Annotated in this window: 18 protein-coding genes; 10 read left to right on the top strand and 8 right to left on the bottom strand. The window is 37.0% G+C overall.

What is annotated here, in order from left to right:
• Positions 1–6: 6 nt before the first annotated feature.
• The 3 genes from NMK36_RS04330 (at position 7) to NMK36_RS28730 (ending at position 2,437) form a co-directional block, all read left to right on the top strand.
• A complete protein-coding gene (locus NMK36_RS04330; RefSeq protein ID WP_072720185.1) occupies positions 7–1,452 on the top strand; it encodes a mechanosensitive ion channel family protein in 1,446 nt (481 codons plus the stop codon).
• Positions 1,453–1,612: 160 nt separating this feature from the next.
• Positions 1,613–2,257: a Uma2 family endonuclease gene (locus NMK36_RS04335; RefSeq protein WP_072720184.1), complete on the top strand. Its 645-nt coding sequence runs from the start codon at positions 1,613–1,615 to the stop codon at positions 2,255–2,257.
• A 51-nt stretch (positions 2,258–2,308) separates the two neighbouring features.
• Positions 2,309–2,437, top strand: a complete 129-nt coding sequence (locus NMK36_RS28730; protein ID WP_281250341.1) for a hypothetical protein — start codon at positions 2,309–2,311, stop codon at positions 2,435–2,437.
• A gap of 88 nt (positions 2,438–2,525) precedes the next feature.
• Here the strand turns inward: NMK36_RS28730 and NMK36_RS04340 are convergent, their stop codons facing one another.
• The 4 genes from NMK36_RS04340 to NMK36_RS04355 all read right to left on the bottom strand — a co-directional run bounded on the left by NMK36_RS04340 (position 2,526) and on the right by NMK36_RS04355 (position 6,471).
• Positions 2,526–3,023: a hypothetical protein gene (locus NMK36_RS04340; protein ID WP_072720183.1), complete on the bottom strand. Its 498-nt coding sequence runs from the start codon at positions 3,021–3,023 to the stop codon at positions 2,526–2,528.
• Positions 3,024–3,040: 17 nt separating this feature from the next.
• Entirely contained in the window at positions 3,041–4,126 is a 1,086-nt protein-coding gene (locus NMK36_RS04345; RefSeq protein ID WP_254173067.1) for a CAAD domain-containing protein, read from the bottom strand.
• A gap of 19 nt (positions 4,127–4,145) precedes the next feature.
• Positions 4,146–5,594: a glutamate--tRNA ligase gene (gltX, locus tag NMK36_RS04350; protein ID WP_072720181.1), complete on the bottom strand. Its 1,449-nt coding sequence runs from the start codon at positions 5,592–5,594 to the stop codon at positions 4,146–4,148.
• Positions 5,595–5,718: 124 nt separating this feature from the next.
• On the bottom strand, positions 5,719–6,471 hold the full coding sequence (locus tag NMK36_RS04355) for a class I SAM-dependent methyltransferase (RefSeq protein ID WP_072720180.1): 753 nt from the start codon (positions 6,469–6,471) through the stop codon (positions 5,719–5,721).
• A gap of 241 nt (positions 6,472–6,712) precedes the next feature.
• On the opposite strand from NMK36_RS04355, the gene NMK36_RS04360 reads away from it, so the two are divergent.
• The 3 genes from NMK36_RS04360 (at position 6,713) to NMK36_RS04370 (ending at position 8,288) form a co-directional block, all read left to right on the top strand.
• Positions 6,713–7,042, top strand: coding sequence for a nucleoside triphosphate pyrophosphohydrolase (locus NMK36_RS04360; protein ID WP_072720179.1), 330 nt, complete (start codon positions 6,713–6,715; stop codon positions 7,040–7,042).
• A gap of 71 nt (positions 7,043–7,113) precedes the next feature.
• A complete protein-coding gene (locus NMK36_RS04365; protein WP_139295102.1) occupies positions 7,114–7,800 on the top strand; it encodes a hypothetical protein in 687 nt (228 codons plus the stop codon).
• A gap of 17 nt (positions 7,801–7,817) precedes the next feature.
• On the top strand, positions 7,818–8,288 hold the full coding sequence (locus NMK36_RS04370) for a DNA phosphorothioation-associated protein 4 (RefSeq protein WP_072720177.1): 471 nt from the start codon (positions 7,818–7,820) through the stop codon (positions 8,286–8,288).
• Between the two features lie 148 nt (positions 8,289–8,436).
• Here the strand turns inward: NMK36_RS04370 and NMK36_RS04375 are convergent, their stop codons facing one another.
• Both NMK36_RS04375 and NMK36_RS04380 read right to left on the bottom strand, forming a co-directional pair.
• Positions 8,437–9,462: a long-chain acyl-[acyl-carrier-protein] reductase gene (locus tag NMK36_RS04375; protein ID WP_072720176.1), complete on the bottom strand. Its 1,026-nt coding sequence runs from the start codon at positions 9,460–9,462 to the stop codon at positions 8,437–8,439.
• A 128-nt stretch (positions 9,463–9,590) separates the two neighbouring features.
• Entirely contained in the window at positions 9,591–10,286 is a 696-nt protein-coding gene (locus tag NMK36_RS04380) for an aldehyde oxygenase (deformylating) (RefSeq protein ID WP_254173068.1), read from the bottom strand.
• 277 nt (positions 10,287–10,563) lie between these two features.
• On the opposite strand from NMK36_RS04380, the gene NMK36_RS04385 reads away from it, so the two are divergent.
• Positions 10,564–11,379 (top strand): carbohydrate ABC transporter permease, encoded by an 816-nt coding sequence (locus NMK36_RS04385; protein ID WP_254173069.1) that lies wholly within the window; start codon positions 10,564–10,566, stop codon positions 11,377–11,379.
• A gap of 29 nt (positions 11,380–11,408) precedes the next feature.
• Here NMK36_RS04385 and NMK36_RS04390 read toward each other — a convergent pair whose 3' ends face one another.
• Positions 11,409–12,626 carry a putative lipase gene (locus tag NMK36_RS04390; protein ID WP_254173070.1) on the bottom strand — a complete coding sequence of 406 codons (1,218 nt, stop codon included), beginning with the start codon at positions 12,624–12,626 and terminating at the stop codon, positions 11,409–11,411.
• Between the two features lie 64 nt (positions 12,627–12,690).
• Positions 12,691–13,623 (bottom strand): restriction endonuclease, encoded by a 933-nt coding sequence (locus NMK36_RS04395; protein WP_254173071.1) that lies wholly within the window; start codon positions 13,621–13,623, stop codon positions 12,691–12,693.
• A gap of 78 nt (positions 13,624–13,701) precedes the next feature.
• Between NMK36_RS04395 and NMK36_RS04400 the strand changes: the two genes are divergently transcribed.
• From NMK36_RS04400 to NMK36_RS04410, 3 genes are all read left to right on the top strand, one after another.
• On the top strand, positions 13,702–13,860 hold the full coding sequence (locus NMK36_RS04400; protein WP_186440397.1) for a hypothetical protein: 159 nt from the start codon (positions 13,702–13,704) through the stop codon (positions 13,858–13,860).
• Between the two features lie 117 nt (positions 13,861–13,977).
• A complete protein-coding gene (locus NMK36_RS04405; RefSeq protein ID WP_254173072.1) occupies positions 13,978–15,381 on the top strand; it encodes an AAA family ATPase in 1,404 nt (467 codons plus the stop codon).
• Between the two features lie 11 nt (positions 15,382–15,392).
• The gene (locus NMK36_RS04410) at positions 15,393–16,169 is read left to right on the top strand and encodes an RloB family protein (protein ID WP_072720171.1); all 777 of its coding nucleotides are present in this window, start codon (positions 15,393–15,395) and stop codon (positions 16,167–16,169) included.
• Positions 16,170–16,266: the final 97 nt, after the last annotated feature.

Below are 16,266 nucleotides of genomic sequence, written 5' to 3' on the forward strand. Positions count from 1 at the left end.
TTTACAATGATTCAAAGTAATTTATTTATTTGGTCAATCATCCTTACTGTAGGGTTTCCTTTTTTAATCATCGTTTTAGGAGAAATAATTCATCGTCTTAAAAGACGGGGTAAACCTCTAGCAACAACGTTACAGGTAGTCAGAAATTTAGTCTTACCTGTGCTGGTGTTCATGCTGTTTATGCAGTATGTTCTCAAACTTGATCCTAATAGCAATTTAATCAAAACAGTTCAAACGTTGTTATGGGTTTTTGTGATTCATGCTGCACTTTCTCTACTGAATGTTATCTTGTTTGAACAAGCAGAAGCTGATACTTGGCGGGCGAGATTTCCTAAACTTCTGATTGATCTTTCTCGACTATTTTTGATTTTGGTAGGAACTGCGATCGCGTTATCAAGTGTTTGGAATGCGGATCTGGCAGGTTTAGCAACCGCATTGGGGGTGAGTTCCATCGTCATTGCTTTAGCCCTTCAAGATACATTGGGCAGTATTATGTCAGGAATTGCACTGTTATTTGAGCGTCCATTTACCGTTGGAGATTGGTTAAAAGTAGGAGATACGGTCGGACAAGTTATTGATATTAATTGGCGTGCAGTTCGCCTACAAACCTTTGATCGGGAAATGATTGTAATTCCCCATAAAGTGATTAGTGGAGAAACCATTCATAACTTTAGCCAACCCTTACGCCTTCATGCAGAACGCATTCAAATTGGATTTTCCTATAATGATCCACCCAATTTAGCCAAACAAGTTTTAAAAAGTACAGCCCTTTCAACTCAGGGAATTTTAAGCGAACCCGAACCACAGATTTTTACCCTTTGTTATGATGATTCTAGTGTAACTTATGAAGTGAAATTTTTTATTGAAAACTATAGCGAATTGGAAAAAATTCGAGATCGGTTTATGACTCGAATTTGGTATGCAGCCCAACGCAATAACTTAAAAATTCCTTTTCCAATTCGGACGTTATATCATGTTCGTGGCTCGAATTCTCCAGCAGAAGATCCTTCTAAAAAATTTGCTGAAACCCTACAATCAATTCCGGTATTTGTCCCCCTAAAAAAAGAACAAACTAACCTAGATAATCTGTCTCAAGGGGTTATGCTTCATCACTTTGGTACAGGAGAAAAAGTAATTCAGCAAGGCTATCCCGGTAATGATCTCTATATTATTATTTCAGGAAAAGCCCTTTTAACAACCCCGGATGCGTGGGGAACTGAATGCGAAGTATTGTCACTGAAAGCAGGAGAATTTTTTGGGGAAATGGCTCTTTTTTCCGGTGAACCTAGTACAGTTTCTGTAACGGCTATTGAAGATTTAGAAGTGATGATTATTCCTTCGACTGTTGTTAATCAAATGATTGAACGTCAACCGAGTTTTGCGCGTGAGATTGGTCAAATTTTAGAAGTTCGGAGAAAGGCAATTCAGGTAGTAAAACAGTCCGGTTTTTAATTGCAGGAAGGCTAAATTTTATTCATGATCTGTTAGACTAGGAATAAAAATGGTGTTGATAAACTCGGAGATAAAATAAGCGTTATCACTTGCTTAAAATTTCTGCCATTGCCAAACCCCTGATTTGAGGTTATTCTAAATAGATGGAGGTAAACCCACAATGACTACATCTACTTTATTTTTACCGGAACAACGTACCCTGTTAAAACAGGTAAGTTGGAAAACGTTTATCAATTTATTAACCGATTTAGGAAATAATCGCTCGGCTCGGTTATATTATGATCAGGGAGTATTAGAAATTATGACCCCATTAGGAGAACATGAAAATAATAATCGGTTTATTGATGATTTAATTCGGGCTATAGCTGATGAATTAAACCTAAATCTTAAAAAAATGGGTTCTTTAACATTAAAAAGAGAAGAAGTCTTAAAAGGTGCAGAACCGGATTCTTGTTATTATTTAGAAAATGAATCGTTAGTTAGAAATCAACAGAATATTGATTTAGTATCAGACCCACCCCCTGATTTAGTTTTAGAAATTGATATCACCAGCAGTTCTTTAGATAAACGTCCGATTTATGCAGCCTTTGGAGTTCCTGAACTGTGGCGTTATAATGGCAGAAAACTAGAAGTTTTTATTTTAGATAAAACGACTCAATCTTATCAGCAAGTCACTCAAAGTTTACATTTTCCCTGGCTACCTTTAGAAATCATTCCTCAATATATTCGTCAAAGTTTAATCGATGGAGAAACTGCAACGTTAAAAGCCTTTAGAAGTTTTGTTAGACAGTTCATTCCTTGTTGAATAAATGATGACTACGTTATAATAAAAAGTTAAATATTTTGGATTATAGCCATGAATAATCCTCTCGACAATGGCGACGATCATAACCTGGATTCTATCTTTAATAATTTAATACAATCTTTAGGAATTGACCCCCATCAACAACAGATTTCCTGTTATGCCAGATTAGACAATGAGTGAATTACCGATTATCCAGAAGACCTATGATTTAATTAAATGGTATGTACCTACCGAGAAATCGTTAGAGTGACAAGGGTTTAAGCCGACACTATTGTTTATCTGTAATTGAAATCACATAGGGGTGATAGGTATTGGGTTTATAAGATCCCACCCAAATTTCATATTTTCCCGATAACCATTGACCTTCAATACTAGGATTAATATCTTTAGAATCATCGCTACACCAACTTCCTCCAGGCCCGCGAATGACTAAAACCGTATCTTCACTACTTTGGACTTGGAGTTTTAAATAATCAAAAAAACTGGTTAAAATTAAAGTGTGATCGGGTTGTTGATCCACATAACCCTGACAAGTTCCGGTTTGAGTGTCTTCTCGTCCGGCGATATCTTTTGCTAAAGCTGGCCCTCCACTCAATCCTCGAATTAGCATCGGGTCAGGGCTAAACTGAGGAGTTAGGGTAATGTTTTCAAACATCGGGGTGGATGCGGCGTTAAACGGTTGAGCTTGAACTGTACGAGGCAGTAATACCCCAACCGTCATCATCACAACGCCCAATGCTAAGTGTTTTAGAGTTGCATTAGTCATTGTTGGAACTGTTTTATTTATGATTTTTTACCCAGAATTTCTTCTTTGAGGGTATTAAAATCGGTGCTGAGTTCCTTACGAGTCTCTGCTTTCAGGAGATAACGATAAATAAACCAAGCTGAATATCCCAAACCAACGGTTTCAAACGTGGGTTTAATTAGAGGAATTTCATTAATAATTTCCACTAATCCCGTTAAAATTTTAAAGGTAACTAAGAGGGCAATTAATAAACCCACAGTGGTTAAAGGACGCTTGTATTCCTTAAAGAAACCTCCTAAATTTTCGGGAAGTTGAGATAAAAACGCGAGAATTTCTTCTTTCATAGGTTGTATAGATTGGTTAACAGAATCATAAGAGAATGAAGTTGGAGAATCAATAACCACCTCAACTTTAGTGGCAGGGGTTGTCACGGGTTCAGCATTGAATAAAACCTCCGTTGCTGAAGTATTAGCCCATTGCGGTTGAGGTTCAGCAAGTTCTGGTTCAACGATAGGAGGCAACTCTTCGAGAACTTGTTCTACTATCGCTTGATCCGTCACAGGTTCCGGTGTCGGTTCAATGACTGGAGGTAACTCTTCAATAACCTGTTCCACGACTGTTTCATCAGTTACAGGCTCCTCGACGACAGGTTCCGGCGTGGGTTCTTCCACTGCTACAGGCTCCTCAACGATAGGTTCCGGCGTAGGTTCGTCTACAAGCGGTAACTCTTCGAGAACCTGTTCCACTATCGCTTGATCAGTTATAGGTTCTAATGTGGGTTCTTCCACCGGATGTTCGGTGGCTACGGGTTCCGGTGTCGGTTCTTCCACAACCGGATGTTCGGTGGCTACAGGTTCCGATGTCGGTTCTTCCACCGGGGGTAACTCTTCAAGCACCTGCTCTACAATTGCTTCATCCGTGATGGGTTCTGCTGGGGTGACAGACTCCTCAACGGGAGTTTCAGCAACCGGAGGTTCTGAAGATGGGGATAGGGGGGAATTAGCTCCCGTTTCTGCTTCAGATGCTTGGGCGGGTGTTGAATTCACGGTAGGCTTAGGTTTTTTAGATTGGGAAGAATTGCCTTTAGCATCGGATGATTTGCGAGATCTGGGAGAATTTGCCATGATATCTGCCTCGTTAAAATTAACCCTGTAAAACAGTTTGAAAACGAATTAAATCAATCCCTTTTTGATGGAACAGTAACCAAGATTCAATTAAATCTGGGCCGTGCATTGTTCCCATCAAAGCTGCTCTGAGCGATCGCATCACTAAACCTTTTTTGACGTTTGTTTCTTTCATCGCACTATTAATCATTGCTTTAGCAGCATCTGATGTTAAGGGTTGATCCCGTTGTTGGGTTATTTTATCCTGAATTGCCTGCACAATTGCGATCGCACCTTCTTGTTGTAATTGCATTTTTGCTTCTTCGTCTAACTCTACGGTTTGGGTAAAAAATAATTGACTCATTTCAACGGCATCTTTTAAGGTGGTTAAACTAGGGCCAATTAATGCCGTAAGCTGTTCTAACCAAGCTCGATCTGTATTCTGGTCAAATTGATAACCCGCTTCTTGCCAATAGGGAATTAATAAAGCTGTTAATTCGGGAATGGGCATTTTATGAAGATATTGGCTATTAATCCAATTCAATTTATCCCAATCAAATTTTGCTCCGGCTTTATTGACCCGTTCAAAACTAAAGTGTTTTGCGGCTTCTTCTAACGTAAATAATTCCTGAGTTGCATCGGGGGGAGTCCAACCCAATAACGTCATATAATTCGCTAACGCTTCGGGGGTATATCCCATTGTTTTAAAATCAGAAATCGAGGTAACGCCATCCCGTTTTGATAACTTACGCCCCTCAGCATTCAAAATTAATGGTGTATGACCAAATTCAGGAGTTGCTGCATTTAACGCTTCATAAAGTAAAATTTGTTTAGGCGTATTAGAAATATGATCTTCACCCCGAATAACCTGGGTAATTTTCATATCAATATCATCAACAACCACGACAAAATTATAAAGCGGTTGCCCAATTTCACCTTGATTAGAAGCTCTAGCAATCACCATATCTCCGCCTAAATCACTGCCTTTCCAAGTGACTTTTCCGCGTACTAAATCTGTCCAACTAATTTCTCGATCATCATCAATTTTAAAGCGAATTACCGCTTGACGACCTTCGGCTTCAAATTGTGCTTGCTGTTCGGGAGTCAGATGGCGATGACGGTTATCATAGCGAGGCGCTTCGTTATTAGCTTTTTGGGCTTCTCGCATGGCATCTAATTCTTCTGGGGTACAATAGCAACGATAAGCTAACCCTTTTTCCAATAAGGTTTGGATGGCTTGACGATATAAGTCTAAACGATCAGATTGATAAAATGGCCCTTCATCCCAGGTTAAGCCTAACCACGTTAACCCCGTGAGAATGTTTTCAGTATATTCAGGGCGAGACCGTTCTAAGTCAGTATCTTCAACCCGCAGAACAAATGTACCTCCTTGGTTACGCGCAAATAACCAGTTAAACACCGCAGTTCTAGCCGTTCCTATATGTAAATTCCCGGTTGGACTTGGGGCAAGACGAACTCTAACACTCATATCAATATCAATTTTAATTTAACAGGGGAGGATTGCCCCATCGGTTGTGAAAATACACAGATATTATAATTTTACCATTATTTAGTCCTCTCAGCGCAAAATTTTCTCCAAAGCGAGTTAAAGGTTAAGGTTTTTCAAACACTAAAAAATGTTGTTGAGGCAAAAAAGATCTAGTTTCTCGCCAGTTTAAACCAACGGCTTGCATTTCTTTTTTAACTTGTTTTTCTGACATTTTATGAAGTTCCTTAATTAAAATAAAAGGATTTTCTTTTCGATATTCTAATAATACCACTCGTCCGCCTGGTTTAAGGGCTTTTACAATGCCTTGCATCATTTCTTGGGGATATTGAAATTCATGATAAGCATCCACCATTAACACTAAATCAAGGGTAGATTCGGGTAAATTAGGATGATCAACTGTTCCTAATATGGGTTCTACATTTTGAATAGTTTCCTGATTTTTGACAAAATTAATTAACTCTAACATTTCGGGTTGTAGATCGACTGCATACACTTTTCCTTGGGGAACTAAGAAACTAATTCTAAAGGTAAAATATCCGGTTCCTGCGCCGATATCTGCCACAATATCCGTCGGTTTTAAATTTAAAGCTGCGATCGCTTGTTGAGGGCGTTCAGAGGTTTCTCGGCTGGGGCGTTCTAACCATCCTGCGCCTTCATGACCCATGACTTGAGCAATTTCCCGACCTAAATAAAATTTACCAATACCATCAGGATTGTGTAAAGTGCGATATTCGTAAACAGGAGTAACTTGAGTAGACGTTAACGCTAGGGTGGCATAGGGGTTAAGTAAATATCCTCCCAAAAACACCGCAACGCTACAAATAATAAAGGATAAATATTGATACACAGGTTTCATAGTAGTTTACATTCGATTTAAATTGTTGTTAAACTAGAAAGAATGGGTGCAATTGTTTAAATGGGTTTTGGGTGTTGGAGATCCCGTGCGAGAGATTAGGTTTTAGGAACTAGGGAATAATCAGGAATTGTTGATTTCTTAAATCCCACACCCGATACTTGATTTAATATTTGACAGGTTGACAGGCAAGATGCCTGTTCCATTGAGCTAAAACCCCCATATTTTATAGGAGAATTATACCTTGCGTCGAGACTATAACAAATTAGTGCGTGATCGCATTCCTGAACTGATTCAAAAATCAGGGTATCAGTGTGATATTACCACATTATCGGAAACTGAATATCGTCAAGCTTTACGCGATAAAATTCTGGAAGAAGCTCAAGAAGTTGTCCAAGCTTCTGATCAGGAATTAGTTCAGGAATTAGCAGATTTATTAGAGGTAGTAGAAGCTTTAATGGAAAGTTACGGGATTGAAAATGAACGAATTTTATTAGAACGAGATCATAAACGGGCAGAAAAAGGAGGCTTTGAACACAAAATTAAATTACTCTGGACAGAAGCCATCGCCTAAATTTGAAAAGACTCTTGACTTTCAATTCCAGAAAAATCATCCGAAAAAACAACAGGTTAGGATTCTGGGTTTTGACTGATGTACTCTTGCAAAAAAATGCGGTATTATCAGGAAAACGTCAATTTCAATTGATTCAAGATCGGTTAATGTTTACTTATTATTCCCTACCCTGGTTAAAAGCTTCCTATACCTTACCTGTTGTTTATTCCCAACTGGTTGGGTGGTCAATGGTGTATCCTTCGATCTATGCCAGCGAACTCTGGAAAGCTTATTGGAAATCGAATTTATCTCCAAAATCTTCTCCCTCTACCTCCGAAGAGGAACCCGTTGTTACCCTAATTGCAGAGGAGATAGCCAAAACAGCAGTCGTAGTTGAACCGATTGTTATTGTTCCCCAAGCGGAAGCAGAAGTTTCCCTGATCTTAGAACAACGTAACACTGTTGAGGAAAAACCCTTGACCCTATTAACAGTTGAAGTGGTAGAAAGTCCTGCGATTTCAACAGAAACCTCACCTCCATCTTTTCCGATTTCGCCTCGACAAAAATCAGAAAATCGCAAACGAGTGATCAAATTATTACAGTCTTTTTCTATTACTCAATTAAACGATATCAACCGTTTAACCTTAGACCGAACAAAATCTTTAGCAAAAGCGTTGGGAATTCCTCAAAGTATTCAAGGAGAAAAGAAAAAAATGGCGGTTCTCAAGGATGAAGTCAAACAAAAATTACAGGATTCTGCTTTATTAACTCATGATTAATCTTAACTCTAACCGTCATGGCAGTAACCCGAATTAGAATTGCGAAAGATAAAGCAGAATTAGTGCGGTCGCTGACAGAAATTGAAGGCAAAACAGGGCCGTTTCAAACCTATGCTGATGTTATCGCTTTTGCTGCATTATTAGGAAAACGACGAAAAAAACGAATTCCAGTTGATGGACTTTCTAAACGTGATCCAGGGCCGATTTCAATGGAAGTTTTTATTTCCAGGGGATATGATGCTATGATTAAATTAGTGGCGATCGCCGAAACCCAAAACCCTAAAATTTTATCTCCCTTTGAACTCGAAGCCGAAGAACAACGAGCATTAATTTTTGAAGAATATGCCAATGGCGGGTTAGAAATATTACGAGAGGAATGTCGAGGGACAGTTGATTATTCAGATCGATTATTATTAATTTTAATGGCTGAACGCGATCGCCCATGTCAACCGGAAGGTGAATTTGATTTAAGTCGTTTCCTCGGTTAAATTTCTGTATTAAGATAGATGGAAAATTTATTGATAATTGATGATTAATATTGGTGTCTGTTTATAGGGAAAAGTTTAGCTTGCTTATAAACCCTTAAGATTAAAAGTTGATAAGCAAGACCTGAAAAGCTTTAAACGTCCCAACCCCTTACAAAGGTAAAGCTAAAGGTTTAAATCCATGTTTGACAGAAACGTTGCCAATGTGTTCCATTTTTTCCAGTGTAATTTGATTTCGACCCCAAGAAAAATTGGTGTAAATTTTTTCAAATTCCAATAACATTGATTCGGCAAAACAGGCAAACAGTTGACGACCGGGTAACTTCATATTGACAATTTTCATAATTTTCCAGTCAATATCAAGGGAGTGTTCAACAATTCCACCATCTAAAATGTAAATTTCAGGATGTTGAATTTTTGTGGCTAAATTCTTAGGATAGCCGCCGTCAATTAGCAAACAAGGTTTCTTCAACGTATTCGGGTCAATTTCTACCCCTTTGGGCATACTGGCAACCCAAACAATAATATCGGCTTGAGGTAAGGCTTCTTCTAACCCCATAATTTTGCCCCGTCCTAATTCTTCCTGTAAAGCATTTAGGCGTTCCTTATCACGGGCAATTAATAACAATTCTCCGGCTTCTGTCAGACGATTAAGCCAACGACAAACCGCACTGCCAATATCTCCAGTCGCACCACAAATCGCAACGGTTGCTTTGGCTAAATTAATCCCTAACTTTGTCGCTTCATTTTCAACCTGACGACAGATAATATAAGCAGTGTGGGTATTTCCCGTGGTAAACCGTTCAAACTCTAACTTAATATTACGAACTTCTTTAATTTGTTCTAAGTTAAAATTTTCAAAAATAATCGAGGAAAATCCCCCTAAAGCCGTGATATTAATACCATTTTTTTGAGCATGGGCCATGGCATTAATAATTTTGCGAGTCGCCGATTTAATTCGACGGCTGGCTAACATTTCCGGTAAAAAGCAAGATTCCACATATTTACCTTCAATGATTTGGCCGGTAATACTCGTGACTTTAATATCATCAACGATTTGAGGCGGGGCGCTACACCAAAAATCTAACCCCTGGTCAGCATATTCAGGATATCCTAAATCTCTGGCTACGGCTTGGGCGTGTTCTAGGCTTGTAAGATGACCGATTAAACCAAACATGATTCAACTGTAGATTTTAAGATAGATTTTAGATTTTAGCGTCAGAAGCCGCAGACTGGTGGACAACCGTTCTCCGCTTCCAGTCTGCCAATGCTCCCATCAATTTACTCTAAAATCCAAAGGGTATTTTAGGCTGCGGCTAGACCGTAGGCGGACATCCGCATAATATCGCGGGTTGAAAATCCGATATTGCTTAGAGCTTCCCCATAAGCAATCATAAAATCTTCAACTAAGGCCTCTTTTTCCATGCCCAGAATGTGAGCATCATCGGCCACTTGGTTGAGCATTCTCCAAATAATCGGAAGATTTTGGCGGTTAGCTTCTTCCAGTTCCGCTTTGGAGGCTTCAAAATTCGCTTTTAGCCATTCTTCCCCAAAGTTGAGGTGCAGATACTCATCTTTAACCACCCCTTCGGTAATTTTGCGGGCAAAATCATCCGCAACGGGGATATAAATGTTGTAAGCTGCGATCGCAAAGCATTCAATAATTAAAGATTGAATCAGCAAGCAGGTGACCAGTTTACCTTCTGCGGCTGCATCCTTAAAATTTTGGTGCAAGGAAGAAAAGAACTCACGAGCAAATTCCATGTCCGGTGTCACGGCTAAATTCCGACCACAGGATTGAAACCCTTTCTGATGGCGCATTTCCATTTTGGCTAAACGCGCTAAATTTTCCTGATGCTCTGGTAACATTTCACCCAGCTTGATGTAATTGTCGTAAGCTTCCTGTTCCCCTTCAATCACAATGGCATTAATCCGGCTGTAAGCATCCTTATAGGTTTCCGATTGGAAGTCAATCGCTGGAATAGCTTCAAGCTGTGGCATAGATTTACAATCTCCTCATCGCAAATGAGTTATTATAGCTAGTTTACAAACTCCCTACCCCTTGTTGGGGCAACCTTAAGATAGGGTTGGAGAGTCGATTTTTTGAGAAACTACTTAATTAAGCTTATAGCGATTCTCGCACAAAACCCGCGTCTTTTCAGCGTGGGATATCGTTCCCCCTCAAATTGATTGATGTTTTTCTCAATCTGGGATGATCTTTGATGCAAAATTAAGAGGGAGAGTGGATGTCTTTAGGATTAGAACCCATTACAGGCTTATGAAAACAGCAATTGAACGGGAAAAAATATTAGTGGGATTGAGTTGGGGTCTGTTGTTGATGGGGGCTGGGCTTGTATTATTACCCTTATTGGTGGTCTTGCTGACTTCCTTCTCAACGCCCAACGTTGTTGGCGAAACTCAGTTCAGCGTTGCTAACTATCAGCAAGCTTGGCATCGAGGGAACTTTCTGTTAGCTTTTGCCAATTCGACGTTAGTGGCGTTAGGAGTAACGGCATTTCAAGTCATCACTTCGGCTTTAGCCGGATACGCCTTAGCTCGATTACAGTTTCCTGGACGACAAACTCTATTATTGATCGTTCTGGCAACCCTGGTGATTCCCTTTCAGTTATTGGTAATTCCAATTTTTTTAGTGTTGAAGTGGGGACATCTGCTCAATACCTATTGGGCTTTAATTTTACCAACAGCTGTGAATGGCTTTGGAATTTTCCTTTTGCGTCAATATTTCCTGACAATTCCCATTGAGTTAGAAGAATCTGCGGCTTTAGATGGAGCCAATCGCTGGCAGATTTTATGGCAAATCATGTTACCTTTAGCTCAACCTGCCCTAGTGACGTTATTTTTATTTACTTTTATTGGGGAATGGAATGATTTATTTAAACCTCTGGTATTTACCACGAAACCCCAATTAAAAACCGTGCAGTTAGTTTTAGCGGAATTTCAAGAACAATTTACCAGCAGTTGGCAATTATTAATGGCGGCGGTTGTCATTTCTTCAATTCCTGTAATTGTATTATTTTTAATCGGGCAAAAACAATTTATTCGAGGGATTGCCACAACTGGGATTAAGAATTAAGCAATAGTTTAGAAGCGATATGATATCCATTAACGGTTTATCATCAAACCCTTGATTAACTCTAGTTTTTCCATTAACCCTTCTTGATCTATCCAACCCACATAGCCACCGAATTGCAGTTCATTATCACTATCTAAGACATAAACATGATGCACGTTAATAGCATTAATATATAAATAAATTTTCCCACTTTTATCAGGAAATTGCAAATAAAGATCTCCCTTCCGAATATTCTTGCTATGATAATTGAGCTTTATTCCCATAACTTCGTCAGATGTAGGGGTCATCCCCTTAACTTGAGATAAATGATGAATTACGGTTTTTAAGAAATTTTGAAAAATCACTTTTCGTTGATTCAAAATATTATTAGTAATTAATCGAGCAGTTTGAGGACAATTCCAATAACTCTTATGGGCATCACTGGAACCCAAAACCATTGCTAATTCATTTTGACCTAAACTTCTAGCTGTTTTTTCAGCTAAGTTAACATCCTCTAATAAATACTCATCTTCAAACTTTAGATAACTATTTTCATCCAAATGTAAACTCGCTTTTAAGGGATAAGCAATTAAGTCCGAAGCATGAATTAAATTCAGCCATCTTAAAGGCTGTTCAGAAGAATAGGAATGAGCAAATTGATTAACTTTTTCGGGACGCACATCTAACATCATGTTAATCAATAAAATGGGAGAACCCATAATCGTGATACTCTTCAAATTAACCTGATGTTTAAGTTTTACATCTGTCTGATTTTCCAATTCTCGAATCATAGCTCGAATCGATAAAGCGGGGTCTTTCGCTGAAAATCGATCTGAAAATAAAACATCCCATAGAATTACAGTTCCTAACGAATGGGCAACAATATGAAGTTCAGAATCATCAGGATTTTGCTTAATAAAATTATAGAGTTGTTGCGCGATTGTTTTACGAATTTCTCGACCCTTATCAAGATTCATATAGGTAAAGAAATCTCCCAGAAATTGAGAAAATAAACCTTCTCTAAACGGTCTATATCGAAAAATCTCTTCAGTATCAATTTTAGGATATTTCTTTTTAACGGCTGCTAAATCTTCATCAATACCATTCCATATTTTCCCCATATCCGTTAAGGCAGAACCCCAAAAACCAGCGTAAAAATGAGGATTCTTTTCTTCCCGGTGACTAAATTCTGTTTTGATCAGTTGTTGTAAATTTGATGAGTAGCAAGCATCTCTTGTGGCGACACCATGAATAAAAAATACAAGCATAATCGAGAATTGGTAAAGTGTTTAATGACTCAAAAAACAATTATTGCTAACTATAGTATAGCAATTATAAATGATTAAACCAATTTTGATCAATTTCAACGACTTCAATCATTTTTGTTTCGACTCCTAAATTCAAATCTTTGAGAATTTGACAAAGTTGTTCCCCATCAATTAAATCCAATACAGGCGCACCGTCACGGGTTGCTTCTTGTTTGGCTGAACTGGTAAAAGTTCCTGTGGTTAGAAATAAACCTTTATCGGTTCTTCCTACCATAGCACCTCGGAAATCTCGAATTTCAGAAGGGCCAACAGAACCTTTATAACGTTTACATTGAAAGAAGACTTGAAAACTCAATAGGGCAATTTTTAAGACTCCAATTCCATCAATTCCCCCATCTCCTTTTCTTCCGATTACTTCAACTTTAATAAAGCCGGATTCTCTTAAAATTCGTTGACATAACCGTTCAAAACTATCAGGATGAATTTGTTGTAAAATTTCTAATAGTCTTTCTGTCCAAATATCAGAATTAGCAGGAATTTGATCCTGATCTGAAATAGATTCTATTGTTTCAATTGTAGCTTGGGGTAATAAATTAAAATCTTGAACAGATTCAGAATTAACCTTTTCAGTTTTCTTTCGGGTTGTTTGATTGACAAATCGATTAATTTCTTTAGGATTAATAACTTGTAGATTTCTCCCCTTCTCTGTGAGTGACCATACTCCTCGTCCTACACTTTCTAAAACTCCATATACTTTTAAATAACTTCTCGCCCAACCTAAACGATAGGCAATTTCTGTCTGTGGCCCTTGTTTATGTAAAATACTCTGTTGTTGTTCTGAGAAACTTTGAAGTTGACAGACTTGCTCATGAATTTCTTGAACTGTTCCTGACCCTCCTAAAGATTTAAGAGCTTTAATCGTGGGTTCAAATAAATCGTTATGAGAGGGAATATTTAAGGATTGATTCATTGTTTGAGAAGTTGCGATCGCACTCATTTAATAACTTTCAATAATATGATCTAGCTTAACATTTTTCTCAACTATAAAATTAGGCTGTAGAAAAATTATAGCTTGATGCAATCAGATCAAACTGCTACGCTACATTATAAGTTAGCGGTATCTATCCTGAAGCTTAAGTTAGGTTATAAGGTCAAAATTCTAACAGGAGATGAGGAATTACAATCTTATGAACCTGCTAAATCTCCCTTAATTCCTCAGCGTAAGCAAAAGTAACCGTTTCCCTGTTCAAAATGTGGAAATCGGGTTGACACTTGTGAGCTAATAAGCTATCTTTATATTTAAAGTTGAATCCTCTAGGATTTTACTTTAAATATAATTAAAAATAAAACAATGTTAATTCGGTTTACTGTAGAAAATTTTCTATCCTTTAATGAAAGAACTGAATTTACGATGATTGCTTCTCCTGACGACAATCATCCTGATCATGTTGTTCAAGAGGATAACAAAGAATCTATTAGATTATTAAGAACTTCTTTAATTTATGGAGCTAGTAATTCTGGTAAATCTAACTTGATTAAAGCGATGAAATTTGCTCAAGATTTTATTGTAGATGGTGTTGATAAAAATAAAAATATAAAAGTTAGTCCATTTAAACGTGATCAAGATTCTTTAAAAAAGCCATCTCGGTTTGAATTTGAGTTTAGACATGATAAAAAACAGTATGCTTACGGATTTATCATTGATGCTACTCAAGTTTATGAAGAATGGTTATTTGAAATAGGTATTAATCAAGAAAAAAGCATTTATGAAAGAAATGGTAATGATTATCAATTCAACTTTAAACATTCTCTATTTAATAAAATAGAAGGTGAAGAAGAAAGCAGAATTAAATATGAATCTAAAAGTACGAGAGAAAATTTATTATTCTTAACTAATTCTAAAGAGCGGAGTATTACATATTTTGAAAATATTTATAATTGGTTCTCAAAGGTATTAACAATTTTATTCCCTGAAAGTAAATCTTTTGCACTTCCGTTACTGTTAAAGGACAATGAAAAATTATTGAACCAAGGTTTTTTTAAAAAATTTAATAAATTATTACAATCTTTGGATTTAGGAATAGAAAGAGTAGATATTAATGAGATTGATTTAGAAAAGTATGAGAGAATTCCACTAGAAGTTAAAGAAATGATTCAAGAAGAATTCCCTTATCATGATGAAACAGCTAATGCAATATTTGTTTTATCGAGAAATAAAGGGAGCAGTTTAATGATTCGATCTATTCCAGGTTCAAAAGCTTTAAAAGTTATGAAATTGGTTATAATTAAGTATGATAAAAATAAAAAAGAAGTTTTGTTTGAAATTGAAGAAGAATCAGATGGAACCCAAAGAATTATAGATTTAATCCCAATGTTAATTAAACTGTCTCAAGGCGATGCTGTTTTTGTGATTGATGAAATAGAAAGAAGCCTTCATGTATTGTTAGCACGGAAAATATTTGAGATTTTTCTCAATTTTGAAATAGAGAATCAAAATCAAAATGATAAATTGCATAATAGCCAATTAATTGCTACAACACATCAAGCTATTCTTTTGGATATTAAAGAACTTTTTAGAAAGGATGAAATTTGGTTTATTGAACAAGATAAACATGGACAATCAATTGCCTATTCTCTTGCAAACACCCAGGTAGAAAATTTAGATTTAGCTAAAGGTTATATTAACGGTCGGTTTGGAGCTATCCATTCTTTCCCAGAGATTAAAAATGATGAAGAACCAGTTTTGGCTAAATAAGGGATAAACGAATGCCTAGAGAAAGAAATGATTATCAACGAATAGTCCAAGATATTTCAGATGAGTGCAAGGATGGTAAGTGGAAAATTTATGTTATTGCAGCAGAAGGTGACAAGACAGAATATTTTTATTTTAAAGAACTCATTCAACAATACTGTTTACAGTTAAACAGAAAGAATATTAAGTTAAAATATCTTGATAAAACCTATTCTGGAGACTCTTCTCCTGCTGCTGTTTATGCACAATTAAAGCAATGTTATGATGAGCTAGTTAAAAAATATGATATCCAAGAGTATGATGAATTATGGATGATTATTGATACAGATGATTATAATAACCGTAAAGTTAAAATTCAGCAATTAATAGAACTCTGTCACGACAACACAAATTTTAAAATGGGATTGAGTAACCCTTGCTTTGAACTTTGGTTAATTCTCCATTTTGTAGATGCTGATACTCAATTGGGGAAAAGTAATAATTCCCAAAAATCTAAAACTAATAAAAAACGGAAAGTCAAACAACCTACAATCAGGGAATCCATTGAAAATGAAGGAATCAAAGGTAGACCTAAACTTTGTAAGAGGGTTCTTGATGATATCCACCCAGATAAATCTAAATCTAATTACTATAAAGAATTTATTAAAGGTAAGTATCTAGTTGCTGCAATTGAACGAGCTAGAAAACTAGGAGAGTGCCAGCCTACTGATGAGGATTTTCCTCAAAGAATCGGTACAATGGTTTATAAACTTTTAGAACAGTTTTCAGAATTATTTGAACAATTAGATTAAAGCTTCCATCCATTTATTCCGAACTCCAATAAATAAAGGGTACAGCATCGCCATACCCTCATTATTTTAATCCTTAAAATTCAGCAAACTATCCCTG

The organism is Planktothrix pseudagardhii, from assembly GCF_904830925.1.
Classification (GTDB): domain Bacteria; phylum Cyanobacteriota; class Cyanobacteriia; order Cyanobacteriales; family Microcoleaceae; genus Planktothrix; species Planktothrix tepida.